At 59.9% G+C, this 22,760-nt stretch carries 24 protein-coding genes; 6 read left to right on the plus strand and 18 right to left on the minus strand.

All coding sequences use genetic code 11. The features are described from left to right. Positions 1-110 precede the first annotated feature (110 nt). Together AC1UK9_RS09840 and AC1UK9_RS09845 are read right to left on the minus strand one after the other, a co-directional pair. Complete coding sequence (locus AC1UK9_RS09840) at positions 111-521, minus strand: type II toxin-antitoxin system VapC family toxin (RefSeq protein WP_473015049.1); 411 nt, start codon at positions 519-521, stop codon at positions 111-113. Beyond that, positions 521-775 (minus strand): type II toxin-antitoxin system Phd/YefM family antitoxin, encoded by a 255-nt coding sequence (locus AC1UK9_RS09845; protein ID WP_025110364.1) that lies wholly within the window; start codon positions 773-775, stop codon positions 521-523. The genes AC1UK9_RS09840 and AC1UK9_RS09845 overlap by 1 nt, the downstream gene beginning before the upstream one ends. 627 nt (positions 776-1,402) lie before the next feature. Between AC1UK9_RS09845 and AC1UK9_RS09850 the strand changes: the two genes are divergently transcribed. Beyond that, the gene (locus tag AC1UK9_RS09850) at positions 1,403-2,407 is read left to right on the plus strand and encodes a metallophosphoesterase family protein (RefSeq protein WP_482579936.1); all 1,005 of its coding nucleotides are present in this window, start codon (positions 1,403-1,405) and stop codon (positions 2,405-2,407) included. Positions 2,408-2,461: 54 nt separating this feature from the next. On the opposite strand, the gene ccoP (AC1UK9_RS09855) is transcribed toward AC1UK9_RS09850, so the two are convergent. From ccoP (AC1UK9_RS09855) to ccoN (AC1UK9_RS09890), 8 genes are all read right to left on the minus strand, one after another. Further along, entirely contained in the window at positions 2,462-3,445 is a 984-nt protein-coding gene (ccoP, locus tag AC1UK9_RS09855; RefSeq protein ID WP_025110366.1) for a cytochrome-c oxidase, cbb3-type subunit III, read from the minus strand. Beyond that, on the minus strand, positions 3,442-3,627 hold the full coding sequence (locus AC1UK9_RS09860; protein WP_003175465.1) for a CcoQ/FixQ family Cbb3-type cytochrome c oxidase assembly chaperone: 186 nt from the start codon (positions 3,625-3,627) through the stop codon (positions 3,442-3,444). Before AC1UK9_RS09860 ends, ccoP (AC1UK9_RS09855) begins: the two co-directional genes overlap by 4 nt. A gap of 5 nt (positions 3,628-3,632) precedes the next feature. After that, complete coding sequence (ccoO, locus tag AC1UK9_RS09865) at positions 3,633-4,241, minus strand: cytochrome-c oxidase, cbb3-type subunit II (RefSeq protein WP_025110367.1); 609 nt, start codon at positions 4,239-4,241, stop codon at positions 3,633-3,635. Beyond that, entirely contained in the window at positions 4,241-5,683 is a 1,443-nt protein-coding gene (gene ccoN / locus AC1UK9_RS09870; RefSeq protein ID WP_003223381.1) for a cytochrome-c oxidase, cbb3-type subunit I, read from the minus strand. The genes ccoO (AC1UK9_RS09865) and ccoN (AC1UK9_RS09870) overlap by 1 nt, the downstream gene beginning before the upstream one ends. A gap of 481 nt (positions 5,684-6,164) precedes the next feature. Beyond that, complete coding sequence (ccoP, locus tag AC1UK9_RS09875; protein WP_473015052.1) at positions 6,165-7,118, minus strand: cytochrome-c oxidase, cbb3-type subunit III; 954 nt, start codon at positions 7,116-7,118, stop codon at positions 6,165-6,167. After that, positions 7,115-7,327 (minus strand): cbb3-type cytochrome oxidase subunit 3, encoded by a 213-nt coding sequence (locus AC1UK9_RS09880; RefSeq protein ID WP_482579937.1) that lies wholly within the window; start codon positions 7,325-7,327, stop codon positions 7,115-7,117. The genes ccoP (AC1UK9_RS09875) and AC1UK9_RS09880 overlap by 4 nt, the downstream gene beginning before the upstream one ends. 3 nt (positions 7,328-7,330) lie before the next feature. Continuing rightward, entirely contained in the window at positions 7,331-7,939 is a 609-nt protein-coding gene (gene ccoO, locus AC1UK9_RS09885; protein WP_008082031.1) for a cytochrome-c oxidase, cbb3-type subunit II, read from the minus strand. A 10-nt stretch (positions 7,940-7,949) separates the two neighbouring features. Beyond that, positions 7,950-9,374 carry a cytochrome-c oxidase, cbb3-type subunit I gene (gene ccoN / locus AC1UK9_RS09890; RefSeq protein ID WP_025110370.1) on the minus strand — a complete coding sequence of 475 codons (1,425 nt, stop codon included), beginning with the start codon at positions 9,372-9,374 and terminating at the stop codon, positions 7,950-7,952. Positions 9,375-9,469: 95 nt separating this feature from the next. On the opposite strand from ccoN (AC1UK9_RS09890), the gene AC1UK9_RS09895 reads away from it, so the two are divergent. Continuing rightward, a complete protein-coding gene (locus tag AC1UK9_RS09895; protein WP_482579938.1) occupies positions 9,470-10,147 on the plus strand; it encodes an alpha/beta family hydrolase in 678 nt (225 codons plus the stop codon). A 1,159-nt stretch (positions 10,148-11,306) separates the two neighbouring features. Further along, positions 11,307-11,672, plus strand: coding sequence for a DUF6124 family protein (locus tag AC1UK9_RS09900; RefSeq protein ID WP_473015055.1), 366 nt, complete (start codon positions 11,307-11,309; stop codon positions 11,670-11,672). 117 nt (positions 11,673-11,789) lie between these two features. Here AC1UK9_RS09900 and AC1UK9_RS09905 read toward each other — a convergent pair whose 3' ends face one another. From AC1UK9_RS09905 to inhA, 5 genes are all read right to left on the minus strand, one after another. Next, positions 11,790-12,209, minus strand: coding sequence for a type II toxin-antitoxin system YafO family toxin (locus AC1UK9_RS09905; protein WP_482579939.1), 420 nt, complete (start codon positions 12,207-12,209; stop codon positions 11,790-11,792). 6 nt (positions 12,210-12,215) lie between these two features. Then, the gene (locus AC1UK9_RS09910) at positions 12,216-12,362 is read right to left on the minus strand and encodes a hypothetical protein (protein WP_165369536.1); all 147 of its coding nucleotides are present in this window, start codon (positions 12,360-12,362) and stop codon (positions 12,216-12,218) included. A 207-nt stretch (positions 12,363-12,569) separates the two neighbouring features. After that, positions 12,570-14,135 (minus strand): methyl-accepting chemotaxis protein, encoded by a 1,566-nt coding sequence (locus AC1UK9_RS09915; protein ID WP_025110374.1) that lies wholly within the window; start codon positions 14,133-14,135, stop codon positions 12,570-12,572. Positions 14,136-14,237: 102 nt separating this feature from the next. Further along, complete coding sequence (locus tag AC1UK9_RS09920; RefSeq protein WP_473015057.1) at positions 14,238-15,029, minus strand: CPBP family intramembrane glutamic endopeptidase; 792 nt, start codon at positions 15,027-15,029, stop codon at positions 14,238-14,240. A gap of 236 nt (positions 15,030-15,265) precedes the next feature. Beyond that, positions 15,266-15,952 (minus strand): isonitrile hydratase, encoded by a 687-nt coding sequence (gene inhA / locus AC1UK9_RS09925; protein ID WP_482579940.1) that lies wholly within the window; start codon positions 15,950-15,952, stop codon positions 15,266-15,268. 89 nt (positions 15,953-16,041) lie between these two features. Here inhA and AC1UK9_RS09930 point away from each other — a divergent pair, with 89 nt between their 5' ends. Further along, positions 16,042-17,034 carry a GlxA family transcriptional regulator gene (locus tag AC1UK9_RS09930; RefSeq protein WP_473015059.1) on the plus strand — a complete coding sequence of 331 codons (993 nt, stop codon included), beginning with the start codon at positions 16,042-16,044 and terminating at the stop codon, positions 17,032-17,034. On the opposite strand, the gene AC1UK9_RS09935 is transcribed toward AC1UK9_RS09930, so the two are convergent. The 3 genes from AC1UK9_RS09935 to AC1UK9_RS09945 form a co-directional block, all read right to left on the minus strand. After that, positions 17,010-17,399, minus strand: coding sequence for a hypothetical protein (locus AC1UK9_RS09935; RefSeq protein ID WP_473015061.1), 390 nt, complete (start codon positions 17,397-17,399; stop codon positions 17,010-17,012). The two genes, AC1UK9_RS09930 and AC1UK9_RS09935, sit on opposite strands and share 25 nt — an antisense overlap. Positions 17,400-17,791: 392 nt before the next feature. Next, entirely contained in the window at positions 17,792-19,618 is a 1,827-nt protein-coding gene (locus tag AC1UK9_RS09940; RefSeq protein ID WP_482579941.1) for a glycoside hydrolase family 15 protein, read from the minus strand. Next, complete coding sequence (locus tag AC1UK9_RS09945; protein ID WP_482579942.1) at positions 19,611-20,411, minus strand: glucose 1-dehydrogenase; 801 nt, start codon at positions 20,409-20,411, stop codon at positions 19,611-19,613. Before AC1UK9_RS09945 ends, AC1UK9_RS09940 begins: the two co-directional genes overlap by 8 nt. 251 nt (positions 20,412-20,662) lie before the next feature. Between AC1UK9_RS09945 and AC1UK9_RS09950 the strand changes: the two genes are divergently transcribed. Then, on the plus strand, positions 20,663-21,835 hold the full coding sequence (locus AC1UK9_RS09950; RefSeq protein ID WP_473015065.1) for an MFS transporter: 1,173 nt from the start codon (positions 20,663-20,665) through the stop codon (positions 21,833-21,835). A 78-nt stretch (positions 21,836-21,913) separates the two neighbouring features. After that, positions 21,914-22,651: a thioesterase II family protein gene (locus AC1UK9_RS09955; RefSeq protein ID WP_482579943.1), complete on the plus strand. Its 738-nt coding sequence runs from the start codon at positions 21,914-21,916 to the stop codon at positions 22,649-22,651. Positions 22,652-22,760 lie beyond the last annotated feature (109 nt).

Below are 22,760 nucleotides of genomic sequence, written 5' to 3' on the forward strand. Positions count from 1 at the left end.
GACCTTTGGTCGCGTTGGGGAAAAAACGTGAATGGTGTAGCGAATGCAGCAAAGCCTGATGCAGGTCAATTGACTTGTTGAGTATGGACAGTTTTGGCGCGGTCGCTAATTCATTGTTCCCAGGGGTTGATCAGGGCAACGCCACTCGCCTGGAAATCACCGACATTGCGGGTGACGACCGTGAGCCCGTGCACCAACGCTGTGGCGGCGATCAACGCATCGCTTTGATTGGCCTGATCAGGCACATGCAGGCTGGCGCAACGCAGTGCCACGGCGGCATCGACCGGCAGGATTCGCGCTTCGAAGGCCGGCATGACGTGGCGCGTCAGCCAGCTGCGCAGCAGTTTTCCCTGAGCGGGATCGCGCCGTTCCATTCGCAGTACCCCGGTTTCCAGTTCTTTCAAGGTGATGGCGGAAATGTACAGACGTGGGGCGATGACGCCTTTGGCCCAACTGACCACATTGGCATCGGCTTGCGGCTTGCGAAGTTCGGAAATCACATTGGTGTCGAGTAAATACATCAGGACAGATCCACAGGGCGATGGGTGATGACTGCACGCTCGGTTTCGAACTCGATGTCGGCAGCCTCTGGCATGACCAGCAAATCGACGATGTTTGCGTGAGCGCCGCTCAGTTTCTGAAATTCCTCGATGCTCAGCAGTACATGAGAGGCCTTGCCACGGTCGGTGATGATCACAGGACCCAGACGCGCAGCCTTTTTGGCGCTGCTGGTGTCCTGATTGAATTCACGGCTGGAGATGGTGGTGATTGCCATCATGGTGGACCTCTCGCAATACAGATGTAGCAACGTTACTACTTCGCCTTGGGGGCGGCAATCGAGGAAGACAGGACTCAGCCGTCCGCTGGTCGGTCCGTGGCTGACATTAGTCGAGCCAGCCTCGCACAAGGCGCAGGCCGGCTCGGGTTGATTCAGACGTGGCTTCAAGACTCAGGGAAGTCTGCCGCCGCCCAAGCTGTCGAGACTGCCGGTATTTCTGTGGGGTTTTGTGGTTCTGTTGGGATTGGGTTGCAACGGGCTGCCGAGTGTAACGGCAATGGATTCCACGGGGTTTTCCGATGATTCGATTGGATGATCAGGTTCAGTAAGAGGCTGATCAACCGGGAGAGGGTTTTTGTCGTCATTCAACATAGCGGCTTCATCCTTGAAGTGGCTCCGATGTGGATCATCGGGCTGTGGAAGACCCTACAGAGCATCGTGAATCGAGTCCATCAGGCATGTGTCTCAAAGTATTTATTTCAAAGGAAATTTCAATATTCCAGAAATATCATTAGTTAATTGATGGGTTTTGTTTTCTGGTTTTTTTCGAATAGCTTAGTGGCTGTTCTGCAGCGTGTTAGTTGCATGTTCATGTTTTGAAAATTAACGGAATAATGGAGTGTTATGAAAATCAAGGAAGTTAAAAAAATTTTCGCGTGTCTGTGCCTGTTGTCACTGTCTTCTCTCGCCAGTGCCAATGAAGGTGTTCCGCAGCACATGGTGTTCGCCTCGGATCCGCAATACCCATGGACGGAAAAGTCGGACAGTGGTGAGGATGAATCGAGAGCGGATTTCGAAAAACGCGCGAAATGGCTGGTGGAAACCCAGTTCGCGAGCATTGCCCAGTTTCGCAGCGAGATGGGCGGGCAGGCCGCCGTGCCCTTGATGATCAACGGTGACATGACCGCGTTCGGCCATGGCTGGCAGCGCTCTTACATCGGTTCGATGCTGAAGAAACACTTTGGCGATCACGTGCTCTACGGATTGGGTAATCACGATTATCAGAACAACGTGAATGATTGTTTCAGTGAAAGTTGTGCAGCGGGCAGTATTGTTGATTACCGTGATCATCATGTTGATAAAGTCGATGAGTTCGATCTGGAAGTCACTGGTAGCTTTGTGAACAAACACTATCTGGGGAGTCTGGCTTATTCAAAGAATGTCGGTGAAGTGCATCTGGTGCAGTTGAACAATGAACCCACTTACGCAGTGAAAATTTCCCATGCCTTGAATCCGACCACATTCGATATCGGGGCGTCGCTGGACTGGCTGGAAAATGATTTGCGAACGGCGCGGGCGCAGGGCTACGCAATCATCATCAACATGCACAAGCCTTACGAGTGGAAAGGCAGTTGGGATCAGGAAAAGCGCTTCTTGAACATGATTGAGAAGTATCAGGTGACGGCGATCTTCGCCGGGCATTTCCATGCCGATGGCGGCATGAAGAGTTACAAGGGCCGGGTGCCGATGTTTCTCAGCGGTTCAGCGTCTCAGCAGACGTACCTGACCGCCAGTTTTTCCAAGGATCGCAAGCAATTGGAGGTGAGTCTGGTCGAGGACAATCAGTGGCGCAAACGTACGCCGGTGGCCACGGTGCCGGTGAAGTCGATCTGGGCCAGTCGTCCATGAAAAAGCCCCCGCCAGATCGCTGGCGGGGGCTTTTCCTTGCATCAGGCGTTGGCCTTACTGGGCCTCGGCTTCCGCTGGTTTATCACCGTGGGACAGGCTGTAAACATACGCTGCCAGCAGGTGCACCTTGTCGTTGCCTTGCAGTTGTTCCTGCGCAGGCATCTGGCCCTGACGGCCGTAACGGATGGTCTGCTGCAGTTGCGCGAAGCTCGAACCGTAGATGAATGCGGCCGGGTGGGTCAGGTTAGGCGCGCCCATGGCCGGGGTACCTTTGCCTTCCGGACCGTGGCAGGCCACGCAGTTGGCGGCGAACAGTTTCTGGCCGTTGGCAACGTCAGCCTTGGTGCCTTCCGGCAGCTTGCGGCCATCGAGGTTGCTCACCACGAATGCAGCCACGTCCGCCACGCCTTGTTCACCGATCACGTCGGCCCAGGCCGGCATCACCGCGTGACGACCGCCCATGATGGTGGTCTTGATGGTTTCCGGTTCGCCGCCCCAGCGCCAGTCGGCGTCGGTCAGGTTCGGGAAGCCATAGGCGCCCTTGGCGTCGGAGCCGTGGCAGACCGAGCAGTTGGAGGCGAACAGACGGCCGCCCATCTTCAACGCTTGCGGATCCTTGGCGACTTCTTCGATCGGCATGGCCGCGAACTTGGCGAAGATCGGACCGAACCTGGCGTCCGAGCGAGCCATTTCCTTTTCCCACTCGTGAACGCCGGTCCAGCCGGTCTTGCCGTTGGCGAACGCGGTCTGCTTGTCGTTATCGAGGTAGTTGTAGCCAGGCAGCAGGCCTTTCCAGTTGCCCAGGCCTGGGTACAGCACCAGATAGCCCAGCGCAAACACGATGGTGCCCACGAACAGCATGAACCACCATTTCGGCAGCGGGTTGTCGTACTCCTCGATTCCGTCGAAGGAGTGGCCCACGGTCTCTTCCGTCTGTTCACTGCGCTGGCCCTTGCGGGTCGACAGCAGCAGCCAGGTCAGGGCGAAGATCGTACCGAGACTGAGGACTGTGACGTACAGACTCCAGAATGTAGTCATTCTTTGTTACTCCTAGAAGCTTGCTCGACGTGCTTGATGGCTTCGGGATCATCCGCGAAAGGCAGCAAGGTCGCGTCTTCAAACTCCGACTTGCGCTTGGGGCTGAACACCCACAGCGCCAGACCGATGAAGGCCACCATCACGACAACGGTGCCCAGGCCACGAATCATCCCGATATCCATCTAGATCACCGTTTGCTTTTGATGATGGTGCCCAGGCCTTGCAGATAGGCCACCAGCGCGTCCATTTCGGTTTTACCCTTCACAGCGTCTTTTGCACCGGCAATGTCTTCGTCGGTGTAAGGGACGCCGAGCGTGCGCAACACTTCCATTTTCTTGGCCGTGTCTTTGCCGTCGAGCTTGTTTTCCACGAGGAACGGGTAAGCCGGCATTTTCGACTCAGGCACCACGTTGCGCGGGTTGTACAAGTGCGCACGGTGCCAGTCATCGGAGTAACGACCACCGACACGGGCCAGGTCCGGACCGGTACGCTTGGAACCCCACAGGAACGGGTGATCCCAGACGCTTTCACCGGCGACCGAGTAGTGGCCGTAGCGTTCGGTTTCAGCACGGAACGGGCGGATCATCTGCGAGTGGCAGCCGACACAGCCGTTGGCGATGTAAATGTCGCGGCCTTCCAGTTCCAGCGCCGAACGCGGCTTCATGCCTTCGACCGGCTTGTTGGTGACGTCCTGGAAAAACAGCGGAACGATCTGGGTCAGGCCGCCAATACTGACGGCGATGACCATGAAGAAGGCCAGCAGGCCAATGTTCTTCTCGACAGCTTCATGCTTCATCAGTGAGCTCCAACGACAGCGATCTGGGCGGCGGCTTCGGCTTCAGCCGGGTTCGAGGCGCGCACGGTGCGCCAGACGTTGTAAGCCATCAGGAGCATGCCGCTGGCGAAGAATGCACCGCCCAGGGCACGGACGATGTAGCCCGGGTGGCTGGCTTGCAGCGCTTCGACGAACGAGTAGGTGAGGGTGCCGTCATCGTTGATCGCACGCCACATCAGGCCCTGGGTGATGCCGTTGACCCACATCGAGGCGATGTACAGCACGGTGCCGATGGTCGCGAGCCAGAAATGCGCGTTGATCAGGCCAACGCTGTGCATCTGCGCACGACCGAACAGTTTCGGGATCATGTGGTAGATCGCGCCGATCGAGATCATCGCTACCCAGCCGAGTGCGCCGGCGTGTACGTGGCCGATGGTCCAGTCGGTGTAGTGCGACAGCGAGTTGACGGTCTTGATTGCCATCATCGGACCTTCGAAGGTCGACATGCCGTAGAACGCCAGCGAGACCACGAGGAAACGCAGGATCGGGTCGGTGCGCAGCTTATGCCAGGCGCCCGACAGGGTCATCATGCCGTTGATCATGCCGCCCCAGCTTGGCGCCAGAAGGATGATCGACATCGCCATGCCCAGCGATTGTGCCCAATCCGGCAGTGCGGTGTAGTGCAGGTGGTGCGGGCCGGCCCAGATGTACAGGGTGATCAGCGCCCAGAAGTGCACGATCGACAGGCGATAGGAGTAGATCGGACGTTCGGCCTGTTTCGGTACGAAGTAGTACATCATCCCGAGGAAGCCGGTGGTCAGGAAGAAGCCCACGGCGTTGTGGCCATACCACCACTGGATCATCGCGTCGGTCGCACCGGCGTAAGCCGAGTAGGACTTGAAGAAGCTGACCGGCAAGGAGGCGTGGTTGACGATGTGCAGCATCGCGGTAACGACGATGAACGCGCCGTAGAACCAGTTACCGACGTAGATGTGCTTGGTTTTGCGTTTGGTGATGGTGCCGAAGAACACCAGCCCGTAGGAGACCCAGACAATCGCCAGCAGAATGGCGAGCGGCCATTCCAGTTCCGCGTATTCCTTGGTGGTGGTGTAACCCAGCGGCAAGGTAATGATCGCGCCGACGATGACTGCTTGCCAGCCCCAGAAGGTGAAGGCCGCGAGGCTGTCGGAGATCAGTCGCGTCTGGCAGGTTCGCTGCACGACATAGTAGGAAGTGGCAAACAGTGCACAGCCACCAAAGGCAAAAATTACCAGGTTTGTGTGCAACGGGCGCAGGCGTCCAAAGCTCGTCCACGGCAGACCGAAGTTCAATTCCGGCCAGACCAGTTGCGAGGCGATGAAGACACCGAGCCCCATGCCAAGGATCCCCCAGACCACCGTCATGATGGCGAACTGGCGGACTACCTTATAGTTATAAGCAGTCGGACTGATTGCTGTGCTCATTCTAAGGTTCCACGGTTTGGGTGTTTTATTAGGATTAAAATCGGCCGCAAGTATGCAGAGAGCAGGGGGTCATTGCAACGCGCCATGACCTGGGTCAATGCTTTCCAACGCTGATTCTGCGGCCTTTCCATGCGCCGCGTAAGGACAAAATTGGCCTCGGACAAAATGTCGCAGCGGACGAAAAAAGCGAGGGGTTCAGGTCAGTTGTAACGAGGTGTGTTCGAACGCAGTGATCGGGTGACGGACGGTCATTGGCGCGACAGCCGGTATCTACCGGGCTTTGCGCTCTGTCAGTCAGGCGATTTGTCGAACACATCGCTCAAGGTCGACCTGGAACCGGCACGGGCCAGTCCGCATCGAGCAAGCGTAGACCCGAATCGGGGGATCCGAAAGGAGAGGGTACGAAGGGGTGCGACAATGCGTCGCAAAGGGGCTGGGTGCTGCCGCACCGAGAATGGTGCGGCAGAGGTGTACGCAATGCTTACTGTTTGTTGTCTTCAGTAATCAGTTTTTCTGTATTCAATCCATGGCTGAGGCTGTACACATAAGCTGCGAGCAATTGCACCTTATCGTTGCCCAACAGCTCGTTCTGCGCCGGCATGTGGCCTTGGCGGCCATGGCGGATGGTCTGCTCGAGTTGGGTCAGGCTGGTGCCATAGATAAATCCGGCCGGGTGCGTCAGATTCGGCGCACCCATGGCTTCAGTGCCGTGGCCGGTTGCCCCATGACAGGCTACGCAAGTGGTGCTGAACGCTTGCTGTCCGGCTTGCAGGTCAGCCTTGCTGTCGGCAGGCAATGGCAGGCCGGCCAGTTCATGACGCACATACGCCGCGACGTTCTTCACCCCGGCTTCACCGAGCACTTCGCCCCAGGCCGGCATTGCCGCCATCCGGCCACCCATGATGGTGGTCTTGATGGTCTCGGCATCGCCGCCCCAACGCCAGTCCTTGTCAGCCAGGTTAGGGAAGCCGAAGGCGCCCTTGGCGTCGGAGCCGTGGCACACCGAGCAGTTTGAAGCGAACAGGCGGCCGCCCATTTTCAGCGCTTGCGGGTCTTTCGCCACTTCTTCCACCGGCATGGCGGCGAATTTGGCGAAGATCGGCCCGAACTTGGCGTCAGCCTTGCTCATTTCCTTTTCCCACTCGTGCACGCCCGTCCAGCCGTCCTCGTAACCCGGCAGAATGCCTTTCCAGTTGCCCAGGCCCGGATAGAGGATCAGATAGCCCACGGAAAACACCAGCGTGCCGGCGAACAGCATGAACCACCACTGCGGCAGCGGGTTGTCGTACTCCTCGATGCCGTCGAAGCTGTGGCCCATGGTCTGGTCGACGCTGCCCTTGGTTTCACCCCGGCGGGTGCCGACCAGCAGCCAGGTCAGGCCGATCAGGCTGCCGATGGTCAGTACGCAGATCCACGTACTCCAGAAGGTGGTCATGGCCGGGTACTCCTTGTTTCAGATGCTTGGGTTGGGTCGGGTTGCGGCTCGTCGGCAAACGGCAGCAGGCGCGCTTCGGCGAATTCCGGCGTGCGCTTGCGGTTGAACACCCAGAGGGTCAGGCCGATAAAAGCTACAAATACGACCACGGTGCCTAAGCCCCGAATCAGCCCCGCGCTCATTTCGCTTATTCCAAAGAAGATCGGCATGGCTCACCTCTTGCTCTTGATCGCAGTGCCAAGCACTTGCAGGTAGGAGACGAGGGCGTCCATCTCGGTCTTGCCCTTGAGGCTGGCCACCGCGCCGCTGATGTCGTCGTCGGTGTACGGCACGCCCAGGGTGCGCATGACCTTGAGCTTGGTTTCGGTGTGGCTGCTGTCGACCGCTTGTGTGACCAGCCATGGGTAGGCTGGCATCTTCGATTCCGGTACGACGTTGCGTGGGTTGTACAAATGCGCGCGGTGCCAGTCATCCGAGTAACGCGCGCCGACCCGGGCCAGGTCCGGACCGGTACGTTTCGAGCCCCAGAGGAACGGGTGATCCCAGACGCTTTCACCGGCCACCGAATAGTGTCCGTAGCGTTCGGTTTCGGCGCGGAACGGGCGGATCATCTGCGAGTGGCAACCGACGCAGCCTTCGCGGATATAGATGTCGCGGCCTTCCAGTTGCAGCGCGGTGTAGGGCTTCATGCCTTCCACCGGTTTGTTGGTGACGTCCTGGAAGAACAGCGGGACGATCTGGGTCAGGCCGCCGATGCTCACGGCGAACACCATCAGCAACATCAACAGGCCGACGTTCTTTTCAATCGTTTCGTGTTTCATGGCGGACTCCTCAGGCCATCTGCGCGGCAGCAACGACGTCAGCAGGCTGCGAGGCCCGCACGGTGCGCCAGGTGTTGTAAGCCATCAGGAACATGCCGCTGAGGAAGATCGCCCCACCAATCAGCCGCACGACGAAGCCTGGGTGGCTGGCCACCAGGGTTTCGACGAAGGAATAGGTCAGCGTGCCGTCCTCGTTCACTGCGCGCCACATCAGGCCCTGGGCGATGCCGTTGACCCACATCGAAGCGATGTAGAGCACGGTGCCGATGGTCGCGAGCCAGAAGTGCGCGTTGATCAGGCCGACGCTGTGCATCTGCTCTTTGCCGAAGATTTTCGGGATCATGTGGTACAGCGCGCCGATGGAAATCATCGCCACCCAGCCGAGTGCGCCGGCGTGTACGTGGCCAATGGTCCAGTCGGTGTAGTGGGAGAGGGCGTTGACCGTCTTGATCGCCATCATCGGACCTTCGAAGGTCGACATGCCGTAGAACGCCAGGGATACCACGAGGAAGCGCAGGATTGGGTCGCTGCGCAACTTATGCCAGGCGCCCGACAGGGTCATCATGCCGTTGATCATGCCGCCCCAGCTCGGGGCCAGCAGTACCAGCGACATCACCATGCCCAGCGACTGCGCCCAGTCCGGCAGCGCGGTGTAGTGCAAGTGGTGCGGGCCGGCCCAGATGTACAGGGTGATCAGCGCCCAGAAGTGCACGATCGACAGGCGATACGAATACACCGGACGCTCGGCCTGCTTCGGCACGAAGTAGTACATCATCCCGAGGAAGCCAGCGGTGAGGAAAAAGCCTACGGCGTTGTGGCCGTACCACCATTGCACCATCGCGTCGGTCGCACCGGCGTACACCGAGTACGACTTGGTGAAGCTCACCGGCAACTCAAGGTTGTTGACGATGTGCAGGATCGCCACGGTGATGATGAACGCGCCGAAGAACCAGTTGCCCACATAAATGTGCTTGGTCTTGCGCTGCATGATCGTGCCGAAGAACACGATCGCGTAGGCGACCCAGACGATGGTGATCAGGATGTCGATCGGCCACTCAAGCTCCGCGTATTCCTTGGAACTGGTGTAGCCCAGCGGCAGGCTGATGGCTGCCAGCAGGATCACCAGTTGCCAGCCCCAGAAGCAGAACGCGGCGATTTTCGGCGCGAACAATTGCGTCTGGCAGGTGCGTTGCACCGAGTAGAACGAACTGGCGAACAGCGCACAGCCACCGAACGCGAAGATCACCGCGTTGGTGTGCAGCGGGCGCAGACGGCCGAAACTGGTCCAGGGCAAATTGAAGTTGAGTTCAGGCCAGACCAATTGGGCGGCGAGAAAAACCCCGAGCCCCATGCCGACGATGCCCCACACCACCGTCATAATGGCGAATTGGCGGACCACCTTGTAGTTGTAGGCGGTACTGATAGAAGTGTTCATGGTTCCCCATCCACGGTTCAGCCGAAGTGAGCGCGCGCAGAAAACGCCGCGAATCCTTCGCCTGGAGTTATAGGCAGACTAAAAGCGAGGCAAGCATGGACAAACAGCACAAGGCCAGTATTGACGGGGATCAATGGGCGCAGTGCGTGCGGGATCGTGGGTGGCTTTGGAATGCCGCTGATGGCGAGGCTGAGGCGACGTTGATCCTGGCGCATGGGGCAGGGGCGCCTATGGACAGTGACTGGATGAACGATATGGCTGGGCGCCTTGCGGGGCTTGGTATCAACGTGTTGCGGTTTGAGTTTCCTTATATGGCGCAGCGGCGGGTTGATGGGGTCAAGCGACCGCCGAATCCTGCGGGGAAATTGCAGGAGTGCTGGCGTGAGGTTTTCGCTGAAGTGCGACGTCATGTCGCTGGAGTTTTGGCGGTTGGCGGGAAGTCGATGGGGGGGCGGATGGCCAGTCTCTTGGCCGACGAGTTGGGCGCTGATGCGTTGGTTTGTCTGGGGTATCCGTTTTATGCGGTGGGGAAGCCGGAGAAGCCTCGGGTTGAGCATTTGGCTTCTTTGCGGGCTCGGACGCTGATTGTTCAGGGGGAGCGGGATGCTCTTGGCAATCGGGACGCTGTCGGGGCTTACGATCTATCGCCGAGTATTGAGGTGTTTTGGTTGGCCGCTGGGGATCATGATTTGAAGCCGCTCAAGGTTTCCGGGTTTACGCATGAGCAGCATTTGGCTAGCACCGCGCAGAAGGTGGCTGCGTTTCTTCGTTGAGGTTTGGGTGTATATCCGTTGCTGCGGTTATGGCTGCTTAGGGTTTCGCCCTTACGGCGACTCACTTTTTTGACAAACGCCTCAAAAAAGTAAGCAAAAAAACGCTTGCTCCTACGTGCGGCCCGCTCGCTAAGGCTCGGGGTCCCTTCGCTCCGGGATTCATCCGGGGGGCATCGCCTACGGTTTGCTTCGCTGCACCTCCTCTCGATGTGTTTGGCTTCGCCAAACGGTCGCTGCGCTCCCACCCCCGGATCAATCCCTCCACTCAGCCTTCCGACGTCGCCCGTGGATCAAGATCAAGAGCTGCAGCCGAGCTAACGCTCATCCTGTTGAGTGGGGCGGCTTTGCCGCGTGGGGGATACACAAATCAAAGCCGTAGGCCTTCGCCTGCTCGCGATGGCGGCCTATGAGCCGACCAATCTCCACCTGAGTCCACTCATTCCAACTGTGGGAGCTGGCCTGCCAGCGAAGGCGGCCTAAGAGCCGACCAATGCCCCACTGAGCACACCCATTCCCACTGTAGGAGTGAGCCTGCTCGCGATGGCGGCCTACGAGCCGACCAATCTCCACCTGAGTCCACTCATTCCAACTGTGGGAGCTGGCCTGCCAGCGATGGCGGCCTACGAGCCGACCAATGCCCCACTGAGCACACCCATTCCCACTGTAGGAGTGAGCCTGCTCGCGATGGCGGCCTATGAGCCGACCAATCTCCACCTGAGTCCACCCAATCCAACTGTGGGAGCGGGCTTGCTCGCGAAAGTGGCGGCCCAGTCACCGCCCAAATCGAGGACAATTTCCGGCTCTTCATGCCCCGTTTAAATTACACGAAGCGTTACGTGATAAGGGCTACAACACCTTGCGCCATTACCTACACGTACGCCAGAATCCGCCGGCTTACGCGGCTATGAAGTGGTTGTATCGTTTCTCTGTCACTGAAAAACAGTGATCGGGTTTGGTAGCCCGATTCGGTACCGCCGTATGGCGCCACCTTATTCAGCCTTATTTTTGCGGCTGCGTTTTATATGGTGGACATGCGTGGGGCTCATTCGTGAGCGCCGGGTTTCCGTATCGACCGGTCTACCAACCCGCGCATGGCCGCCACCCATCGTTTGGTAGCGAGGGTGATGGCTCTTATTTATTTCGATACGAGACTTCATCCATGTTCAAAATCACACCAAACCCACCGCACACAGATCCAATCCCCCACGCCCCCGCGCTTGATCCGCAAAAGGTCAAAGAGGCCACCGATCGCGCCCTCGACTATTACCTCAAACCCGAAGACCTGGGCGCTCCCCAAAACTCGTCCAGATTTCGCCCCGTCTATCTCGTCGACCCCACGCTGGATGACGAAACCCTGCTGGTCGAAGCGAGCGAGTCGCTTTCATACGCCCACGCCATGGCCGGCAACATCGCCAACTCGATCGGCGGCCCAGAGCGCAAACCGCTGCTGGCGCTGCAACAGCTGATCATGTTGAACGAGTTGCTGGTGAATCGACTGCTGGACAGGCTATGTTTACAGCAGTAATCGCTGGTAACCGCGTGTAACGCCAAATCAAAAATAAAAAACCGGATAGCTCTCACTATCCGGTTTTTTTGTTATCACCCACTCAATACATTTTCCGAGAACCGGCCAGCCAGTTAATCAAAAGTCGTCGAGGTCGGAATAGATGATTTTTCCCAAAACCCATGGCTCAACAATCTCGCAATGCACCGTGCGCAGAAATGAACCCCACTCACTCCGGTTATGGGCATCGGGGCCAGTGATTGTCAGCAAAAGGTATTCATCCCGGAAAGCATCGTAGGCGTAGATAAGCCAGAAGTCGTTGTCAGGATCGTCAATCAGGGCAGTTCGATAATACTGGCGGTCTATTTTCGCCCACCGCGACTGGTTCGCTTGGGTGCTGGCCAGGTGGATGTGGTGCATATCGCTGAGGTCGAGTCGTTCGTCTCGCCCGAAAAGAACGGGCAGTTCACCGCACACTTTGTAGTTATAAAAATGAGCGGCGAAGTTTTTCCAGTTGTTGATTTGTTCGAAAAGCGCAGAGATTTTGACTGCTGGCATCTATGGCTACTTTGTTATGGGTAGCTTGCCAGTGATCACATATTTATCGAACGCTTTCTGCCCATCACGCGCGGCTTGCCGGACATCAAGAAAAGTCAGTTCATCGCGAATGACTTTTTTAACCGGCTTGTCGATCTTTCTGGTGGTGGCCATCGGAGCCTCCAAAGGAGATGTATTCATACTGACCAGCTTAAGGGATTGGGTATCTACCGGCAAACGATAGAGCCCTCCCAAAAAACGCACCAGTCAGCGGATTCTGGCGTGTTTGTAGGGCATGACGCCCCAATGTGTAGTCACGCGTGAGCCACAATAAAAAACCCGGAAGCTCTCGCTATCCGGGTTTTTTGTATTGCAGAACAATCAGCGGTTAAACCGCTCCACCAACGAATACTGCGTATTAGCCGTCTTCGTCAGCTCTTCACTCAGCAACGCCGAGTTATGCGCCTGTTCCGACGTCTGATCCGCCAGTTCCGAAATATTGCTGATGTTGCGGCTGATCTCTTCAGCCACCGCACTTTGCTCTTCGGTCGCCGCAGCAATCTGCGTGGTCATGTCGGTGATGTTGGCCACTGCTTCGCTGATGCCGACCAACGCCTGATCCGCTTCCAGCACCCGCGCCACACCTTCTTCGGCCTGACGATGCCCGGCTTCCATGGTTTGCACGGCGCTTGACGCGGTCTGCTGCAACTTCGCGATCAAGGCATGGATCTGCCCGGTCGATTCGCTGGTGCGTTGCGCCAATTGGCGGACTTCGTCGGCTACCACGGCAAAACCACGGCCCATCTCGCCGGCACGCGCTGCTTCAATCGCAGCGTTCAGAGCCAGCAGGTTGGTCTGGTCAGCGATGCCTTTGATCACGTCGACCACGCCGCCGATTTCGTCGCTGTCCTTGGCCAGTTGGGTCACGGTCAGGCCGGTTTCACCCACGACCACGGACAGACGTTGAATGGCCTCGCGGGTTTCCCCGGCGATATCACGGCCACGACCGGTCAGGCGATTGGCTTCCTGAGTCGCGTCGGCGGTGCGCTGTACGTGGCTCGCCACTTCTTGCGTGGTGGCGGCCATCTGGTTGACGGCGGTGGCGACCTGTTCGGTTTCCACGCGTTGACGCTCCAGGCCGCTGGAGCTGTTGTGCGCCAGGGCGTCGGATTGCTTGGCCTGATCGGTCAGGTGTTCGGCGGTGTCCTGCAGGCGGGTCAGGCAGGTTTTCAGACGCGCTTCCTGGCTGAGGATCGACATTTCCAGACGCGCCTGCGCGCCACGGCTGTCGGTGTACATCTGTGCGATCAGCGGGTCTGAGGTGGTTTGCTCGGCCAGACGCAGCAGGCGCTTGAGCCCGCGTTGCTGCCATTGCAGGCCCATCAGGCCCAGCGGCACCGACAGACCGGCGGCGAGGGCGAAGCCCCAGTGCGAGTTCAGGGTCGCGCCGATCACGAAGCTCAGTTGGCTGACCAGAATGAACGGCAGCCAGTCCTGCAGCACCGGCAGCCATTTATCGCTGGAAGGGATCGCCGACTTGCCTTGGTTGATGCGTTGGTAGAGCGCTTCGGCTCGGCGGATCTGTTCGGCGGTGGGTTTGATCCGCACCGACTCGTAACCGACCACCTGATTGCCGTCGAACACCGGTGTTACATAGGCGTTAACCCAGTAATGGTCACCGGTCTTGCAGCGATTCTTGACAATGCCCATCCATGGCAAGCCTTGTTTCAGTGTGCCCCACATGTGCGAGAACACCGCAGCCGGGACGTCGGGGTGACGGACCAGGTTGTGCGGCGCACGGATCAGCTCTTCACGCGAAAACCCGCTGATCTCGACGAAAGCGTCGTTGCAGTAGGTGATCACGCCCTTGGCGTCGGTTGTGGAAATCAACCGCTGCTGAGCCGGGAAAGTCCGTTCGCGTTGTGTAATGGGCTGGTTATTACGCATGGTTTTTCAATCCGCAAGGCTTTGAAAGGTTGTCGGCGGTGACAGCTTTTTATTGAAATTTTTTTTCAATATTCAGCACGGCGTCGCAAAACGGCACTTGTCTCAGCCGGCGAGCATCGGATAAGTGAACAGGCCAAAATGCAGCAGATTCAGCCCAAAGTGTGTGGCGATCGCCGCACCGAGCCCGCCAAAACGGTAGGCCAGACCATAGCCAACCCCCGCCAGGCCCGCCAGCAGCACCCAGTGCCACCCGGCGCCAAAGTGCGCCAGGGCAAAGACCAGCGAAGCCAGCAGCAGGGCGAGGTTGTCGCCATGGGGCAAGTGCTTGAAGAGCCGGCTCAGGCCTCCCTGTATATAGCCGCGAAACAGTGCTTCCTCGACCAGTGTCACCAGCAGCAGATTGTTCAGCAGCCACAGCCATGCCTGATCGGGCCATTTCGGCGCCCAGGCAATCATCCCGAGCAATAGCGCGCCGCCCAGCGCGAGGATTGCGCTTAATGTCAGGGCGAAGACGCTGGCGTACGCCGCCTGACGCAGTGAGCGTGCCGCGACAATCCATGGGCAGGCCAGCAACAGCCAGAAGCCGATCAAGGGCTTGTCCAGATTCAGGTACATCACGAATGGCACGGCGTCGTCGGTGAACCGCAGCCGGGCAATGGCCCGACCGTTGTCGAACCCCGGCAACCAGTGCAGCGCCAGCGACAGGGCGAGGAAGATGAACACCGCATGCCCCAGCAGACGCGCCACCGGCACCTGCTGTTGGCGCACGGCAAAAGCGGTTATCAACAACAGACCCAGAGTAATCAGTGCGAGCCAGCCGAGGTGGCCAATACTCAGCGCCCATCCGTAACCGAGGCTGAGAAGTGCCAGATAGAGCCAAGGCAACGCCTTCATCGAAAGTCCTTGTGCAGAATTGGGTGGAAGGGCTTTCTACACGGACGGAGGCGTGGGGACAAGTAAAGGTGCGGCGGGATGCGGGGACAACACACAAACCTGTGACCAGACGCAAAACTCATGGTGGGAGCGGGCTTGCTCGCGAATGCGGTGCGTCAGTCGACACATCCACTGGCTGTCACACCGCATTCGCGAGCAAGCCCGCTCCCACAGGGGTTCTGTGTGTGAATGAGGCATCAGCGCAAGTTGAGTTTCGCCGCCGCGCGCTCGGTGATTTCCGTGCGCAGTTTCAACGATGGCGCTGCGCGCAGGCAGGCTTCCTCGACGATAGCGCGCGGCGCTGTTTGCGGGCTGCCCGACTCGAATGGCGGCGCCGGTGCATATTCCAGTTGCAGTTGAATCAACTGTGCGGCCTCGGTCCCCACCAGTTCTTCGGCCAGCACCAATGCAAAGTCGATCCCCGCCGTAATCCCGCCACCGGTAAACAGATTGCCGTCGCGCACCACCCGATCCTGCACTGCAATCGCGCCGAGTTTCGGCAACAGTTCGTGATAGGCCCAGTGCGTGGTGGCGCGTTTACCTTGCAGCAGACCCGCGGCGCCCAGCACCAGCGAACCGGTGCATACCGAGGTCACATACTGTGCCTGCGCCGCCTGGCGCTTGATGAAACTCAGCGTGCGCTCGTCCTCCATCAACGCGCCGACTCCCGCGCCGCCGGGCACGCAGATCACATCCAGGTCTGGGCAGTCATCGAAGCTGATGGTCGGTTTCAGCAGCAGGCCGGTGCTCGCGGTGACCGGCACCAGATCCTTCCAGATCAGGTGCATCTTTACGTCCGGCAGCGAGGCCAGCACGTCATAAGGGCCGGTCAGGTCCAGTTGCTGCACCTGTGGAAACAACAGAAAACCGATCTGCAACGTCATGGGGTATTTCTCCATTAAGGGGTGGACGGCTTCACTGTAGGCGCGTAGGTTCTGGCGTATACGCCAATAAACCCACCAATTACGCCAAAATGCCCAAAGCCATTCATGTACTCGCGTTTGCCAACATGCAAATCCTCGACGTCACCGGGCCATTGCAAGTGTTCGCCTCGGCCAACGACATCGCCCGCCAGCGCGGTTTGCCCGTGCCGTATGCGCCGTCGGTGATTGCCCGCGAGGGCGGGGCAGTGATGTCATCGGCTGGGTTGGCGGTACTGGCCGAGCCGTTGCCGCAAGAGGCCAGCGATACCTTGATCATTGCCGGCGGCTGGGGCATTTATCCGGCGGCCGAAGATGTGGCGCTGGTGGACTGGGTGCGCGAACACGCCGCCACCTGCCGACGCGTGGCCTCGGTGTGTACGGGCGCTTTTCTGTTGGCGGCCAGCGGCTGGCTCGACGGCCGCCGCGTGGTTACCCACTGGACCCGCTGCGAGCAACTGGCGCAGCAGCATCCGAAGCTGCAGGTCGAAGCCAATCCGATCTTCATCAACGACGGCCCGGTCTGGACCTCGGCGGGTGTCACCGCCGGCATCGATCTGGCGCTGGCGATGGTCGAACAGGACCTCGGTCGCGACATCGCCCTCGACGTCGCCCGGCATCTGGTGGTGTTCCTCAAACGCCCCGGCGGGCAGTCACAGTTCAGCGTGACCCTGGCGCTGCAGAATCAGGGCAACCGTTTTGACGAGCTGCACGCCTGGATCGCTGAAAACCTCACCTGTGACCTCGGCGTGCCGACCCTGGCCGAACAGGCCGGCATGAGCGAGCGCAGCTTCGTGCGCCACTACCGCGCCGACACCGGCCAGACCCCGGCCCGCGCCATCGAACTGATCCGCGTCGAGACGGCGCGGCGCTTGCTCAGTGACACCGGGCTGCCGGTCAAACGCATCGCCGCCAATTGCGGGTTTGGCAGCGAGGAGACATTGCGCCGCAGTTTCCTGCGGGCGATTGGCGTGACGCCGCAGGCGTATCGGGAGCGGTTTTCGGTCAGTGCTGTTGCAGATCAAGCCTCGGCTTCCGCCACCTGATTGAAATACTTCGTCCGATCCGGGGTAAACGTCACCCGCATCTTCGTCCGCGAACAGGTCAGTGCGCGCTCTTCACCCAGATCAATATCCAGATCCTCGCCACGCAACCCTTGCCATTGCGCCAGATACTTCAGCGAGCCGTATTTCTCGTTTTTCTTCAGGCTGCGGCTCACGCCACCTTTCCAGCCGAGCACCGGCAGTTCGCCTGCGAGGCATTGTTGTGCGAGGTCGGGAAAGCGGGCGGCGCGCTGGCGGCCGATTTCCCAGCATTTGATCAGGCCTTTGTCGGCGGCTTCCCAGAGTTGGGTGCGGGTCAGACCGGTGCGCAGGGGCGTGGCGATGGGACGGTGGACGTGCTGGGTCATTCTGGTTCCTTGAATTCGGGTTTTATTGGACAGCTCCGCTGTGCCCGTTGCGGTGGATGGTAGGGGGGGATGTAACCGCTGGCAACAAGGTATTTCAGGGTGTAATTGCAAGTTGCGGGGGGAAGGATTGGGTGGGATTTGTTTAATAGATGCGGGCATCCGATCACGCCATTTGTGGCGAGGGGATTCATGTCCGAACGGCTGCGCAGCCGTTGCAAAGCCCGGCAACGCGGTGTTGCCGGAGAAATCGGAAGGCCAGAAGCGGGGCCGCTTGGCAGCACGACGGGGATAAATCCCCTCGCTACAGGGGATCTGATTCTGTTTATTTCTGTGTAGGGATTAGCCAGTTAAAGAGCCGCGATGCGGCAGATTTCCTACACACGCTGACGAAATTACGGCTGCCACTCACTCTTTTCCCCACTCAAACGCCGGTCCAGAAAGCTTGCCGCACTGATCAGCGCCAGATGCGTCAGCGCCTGCGGTGTATTGCCCAGATGCCGGCCATGGCTGTCGAACTCTTCGGCGTACAGCCCCAGCGGGTTGGCATAGCGCAGCAGTTGTTCGAACTCCAGATGGGCCTTTTCAACCTGACCGGCGCGGGCCAGGCACTCGACGTACCAGAACGAACACGCCGCAAACGCGCCCTCGGTGCCGTCCAGGCCGTCAATGTTGCTGTCATCGTTGCGGTAGCGGTAAACCATGCCGTCGCGCACCAGGTGCTTTTCGATGGCTTGGAGGGTCGACAGCCAGCGCGGGTCCTTGGCGCTGACGAAACGCACCAGCGGCATCAACAGCATCGAGCCGTCGAGGGCGGTGCCGCCCTTGTACTGGACGAAATGCCCGTGCTCCTCGTTCCAGAAGTTGTCCCAGATGTCGGCGTAGATCGCCTGTCGGGTCTGGTCCCACTGGGCGAACGGTGCCGGCAGCGAGCGTTTCGAGGCCAGGCGAATAGCCCGGTCCAGCGCCACCCAGCACATCAGTCGCGAATGCAGGAAGTGATGCTGCTCACCGCGCATTTCCCAAATGCCTACGTCGGTGGTCTGCCAGGTCTCACACACTTGATCGACCACTTCACGCACATGTTTCCAGCCCTCGTGGGAAATCGCGTCGCCGTATTTGTTGACCAGATACACCGCGTCCATCAGCTCGCCGAAGATATCCAGCTGAATCTGCTCATACGCGCCGTTGCCGATGCGCACCGGTTGCGCGCCGCCGTGGCCGGACAAGTGCGAAAGCTCGGTTTCCGGCAACTCCTGGCGTCCGTCCACCGCATACAGAATGTTGAGCTTCATCGGCTGGCCACGGCAATCGCTGACCCGCCCGCGCAACCAGGTCATGTAGGCGTTGGCCTCACCGACAAAGCCCAGGCGCATGAACGCATAGACGGTAAACGAGGCGTCGCGGATCCAGGTATAGCGGTAGTCCCAATTGCGTTCGCCGCCGGGGGTTTCCGGCAAGCCGAAGGTGGCGGCGGCGAGGATTGCGCCGTGCTTGCGTGAGGTCAGCAGCTTCAGCGCCAGCGCCGAGCGATTGACCATTTCCCGCCAGCGCCCGCGATAGTTGGATTGGCCGATCCAGTCGCGCCAGAACTTCAGCGTGCGCTCCAGACACAGTTTGGCGGTGTCATTGCGAAAGCGTGGGTCATCGGCGCCACCCAGAATGAATTCGGCGGTTTGGTTCTGCTTCAAGCTGAACGAGGCGACGGCTGCTGCGTCATCGATGTGCAGCGCCTGATCCGCCACCAGACGCAGCGACGGCTGGCCTTGGGCGCTGAAAATCACCGCCTGCTGGTCCATCTGCGCAGTGGTACTGGCGCGTGCGTAGTCATGGCGCACCGCGCAGCGCATGTGAAAGGTCGCTTCGCCGCTGACCACTCGCACCCGACGCATGAGCATCGGCAGGTCATCCTCGCTGTCGCCCACCGGCAGCAGGTCGGTGATTTCCACCACGGCGTATTCGCTGAGCCAGCGGGTCTGCAGAACATTGGTGTCCGGCAGGTAGATCTGCTCGCGGCGGGCATCGGGCAGGTCCGGTGCGAGCTGGAATATCCCCGCGTCAGGCGTGTCCAGCAGCGAACAGAAAATCGACGGGCTGTCGAACTCCGGCCAGCAGAAAAAATCCACGCTGCCCTTGTCGTTGACCAGTGCCGCACTGCGCATGTCGCCGATGATGCCGTGGGCGTCGATCGGGCTTTGTCGTTCGAGATGATGCTCAGCCATTGCCGCGAAACTCCGGATAAAGACTCATGCCGCCGTCGATGAACAGGGTGGTGCCGACGATGTAGTCGGCGGCGTCGGAGGCAAGGAACACCACCGCGTTGGCCACGTCCTGGACATCGCCGATACGCCCATAAGGGATCAGCTCCAGCAGCTTTTCACCTGCCGCGCCTTCAGTGGCCTCTTTATTGATTGCTGTGCGAATCGCTCCCGGCGCGATGCCGTTGATGCGAATGCGCTGATGACTGACTTCCTGGGCCAGGGTCTGCATCAACTGATCGACACCGCCCTTGGACGCGGCATAGTTGACGTGTCCGGCCCACGGAATACGTTGATGCACCGAGCTCATGTGAATGATCTTGCCGGCCGCCCGGGACACGCCTTCGCGCACCCCTTGCCGATTGAAAATCCGCAGCGCGGCGCGGGCGCAGAGGAACTGGCCGGTGAGGTTGACGCCGATCACCGTGTTCCAGTCTTCCAGTGTCATGTCCACCGCTGCGGCGTCCTTTTGCAGGCCGGAATTGGCCACCAGAATGTCCAGCGAACCAAAGGCTTCGAGGGTCTGGGCGAACAGCCGTTCGACCTCGTCTTCCCTCGACACATCCGCGCCAATCGCGATGGCCTGACCACCGTCGGCAACGATCTGTCGAGCCAGCGCTTCGGCCGGTTCGGCCTGACGATTGTAGTTGATGACCACCGCAGCACCGGCAGCGGCCAACGCTTTGGCGGCGGCGTGGCCGATGCCGGAGCTGGCGCCGGTGATCAGGGCCACTTGTCGGGCGAGAGATATCTGCATGCGAAGTCGTGCCTTGAGTGAGGGCCTATCTAGCTGACTGGTCGCAAGCCTTGAGAGTTCATTCGACGGCGAGGTGCTGTGGTGAATTTGCCGGCCTCTTCGCCAGCAGGCTCCTTCCCACGGCTGGCATGCATCGCCCCTGTGGGAGCGGGCTTGCTCGCGAAGTGGCCTTCACATTCCACCAACAATTGCGCGCTTCCCCGCCACCCGACCCTATGGCAACTTGGCGGCCCTTGATGAGGCTGCAACCCATGGCAAATCCCTACCGCGAACTGTTCACCGCCCCCGGTGCGCGAAATTTTGTACTGGCCGGGATGATCGCGCGCATGCCGATTTCCATGACCGGCATCGGCGTGATCACCATGCTCTCGCAACTCAAGGGCGGCTACGCGCTGGCGGGTGCGGTGGCGGCGACGTTTGCCCTGGCCACGGCGTTTTGCGCGCCGCAGGTGTCGCGTCTGGTCGACCGCTTCGGTCAGGGCAAGGTGCTGCCGCTGTCGGCGTTGATCGGTGGCGGGGCGCTGCTGATGTTGTTGCTGTGCACGCGCTTGCAGGCACCGACCTGGACGCTGTTCATCTTCGCCGCACTGGCCGGCTGCATGCCGAGCATGTCGGCGATGGTGCGGGCGCGCTGGACTGAAATCTATCGCGGTCAGCCGCAATTGCAGACCGCCTATGCGCTGGAGTCGGTGCTTGATGAAGTCTGTTTCATTGTCGGCCCGCCGCTGTCGGTGGGGTTGTGCGTGGTGGCGTTTCCCGAGGCCGGGCCGTTGGCGGCGCTATTGGCGCTGGCGGTCGGGGTGACGGCGTTTGTCGCCCAGCGCAGTACCGAACCGGCGGTACACCCGCAGGCGTTGCAGCATCAAGGTTCGATTATTGGTTCGACCGATATTCAATGGCTGTTGGCGTTAATGATCGCCATGGGCGTCATTGTCGGCGTGATTGATGTGGTCAGCGTCGCGTTCGCCCAGCAACAGGGGCAGCCGGCGGCGGCGAGTATTGTCCTGTCGGTGTACGCCATTGGCTCTTGCCTGGCCGGTATCGCCTTCGGTGCGATGCGCTCGAAACTGCCGTTGCCGCGTCTGTTTCTGTATGGCGGCATCGCGACCGCCGTGACCACGCTGCCGCTGTTGCTGGCGAGCAATATTTTCGGGTTGTCGCTGGCGGTGTTCGTCGCGGGGCTGTTCTTTTCGCCGACGCTGATTGTCGCCATGGCGCTGGTCGAACGTATCGTGCCACCGGCCAAACTCACCGAAGGGCTGACCTGGCTGGTGACCGGTCTGAGTATCGGTGTGGCGCTGGGAGCGGCGGGCGCCGGCGCACTGGTGGATGCTTTTGATGCGCGCAGCGGGTTCTGGCTGGCGATTGTCGCCGGTGCAGTGGTGCTGGGCGCGGCGGTGCAGAGTTTCCGCCATCTGAAATGAGTCATGCCGAGGCGCAGGGCTAATTTGCGCCAGGTTGTCTTCGTTCTTCTATACAGACAACTTTTCGAGGTAACCCGGGTGACTCAGCTGACCTTGCTGTGCCTTCCTTATTCGGGCGCCAGTGCCATGGTCTACAGCCGTTGGCGGCGCAAACTGCCACAGTGGCTGACTCTGCAACCGGTGGAGTTGCCGGGGCGCGGCGCGCGCTTCAGCGAACCGCTGCAAACCGATATGCGCGGCCTGGCCTGGCAACTGGCCGCCGAGTTGCAACCGGCCTTGCGTGCACCGTACGCGATTTTTGGCCACAGCCTGGGCGCCTTGCTGGCCTGTGAGCTGGCGCATGCGTTGCGCGCGCTGGGCCTGCCGGAGCCGGTGGCGCTGTTCGCCTCGGGCACTGCGGCGCCAACGATGCGCAGCGACTATGACCGGGGTTTCGCCGAGCCGAAAACCGACGCAGAACTGATCGAACAATTGCGCACCCTCAACGGCACCAGCGAAGAGGTGTTGGCCAGCGCCGAGCTGATGAGCCTGACGCTGCCGATCCTGCGCGCCGATTTTCTGTTATGCGGGACCTTCCGCCCGGTCCAGCGTGCGCTGCTCAAATGCCCGGTGCATGTGTTGGGCGGCACCACCGACCGCGCGACCACCGAACAGTTGATCGGCTGGAGCAAGGAAACCCTTGGCAGCTTCTCCGTGGACATGCTCGCCGGCGGGCACTTTTTCATTCATGAGCATGAAGCCAAGGTGCTGAAGGTGATCAAGGATCAGCTGGATGTGCACCATCGCCGGCACAGTCAGATGGCCGCAACCGCCTGACTCCCCGCCAAACCTGTGGGGGCGGGCTTGCTCGCGAAAGCGCAGGGTCAGTCACTATCTCCGTCGACTGACACTACCTCTTCGCGAGCAAGCCCGCTCCCACAAGGGT

It is taken from the genome of Pseudomonas sp. AK-TSAG1-1, assembly GCF_056821665.1.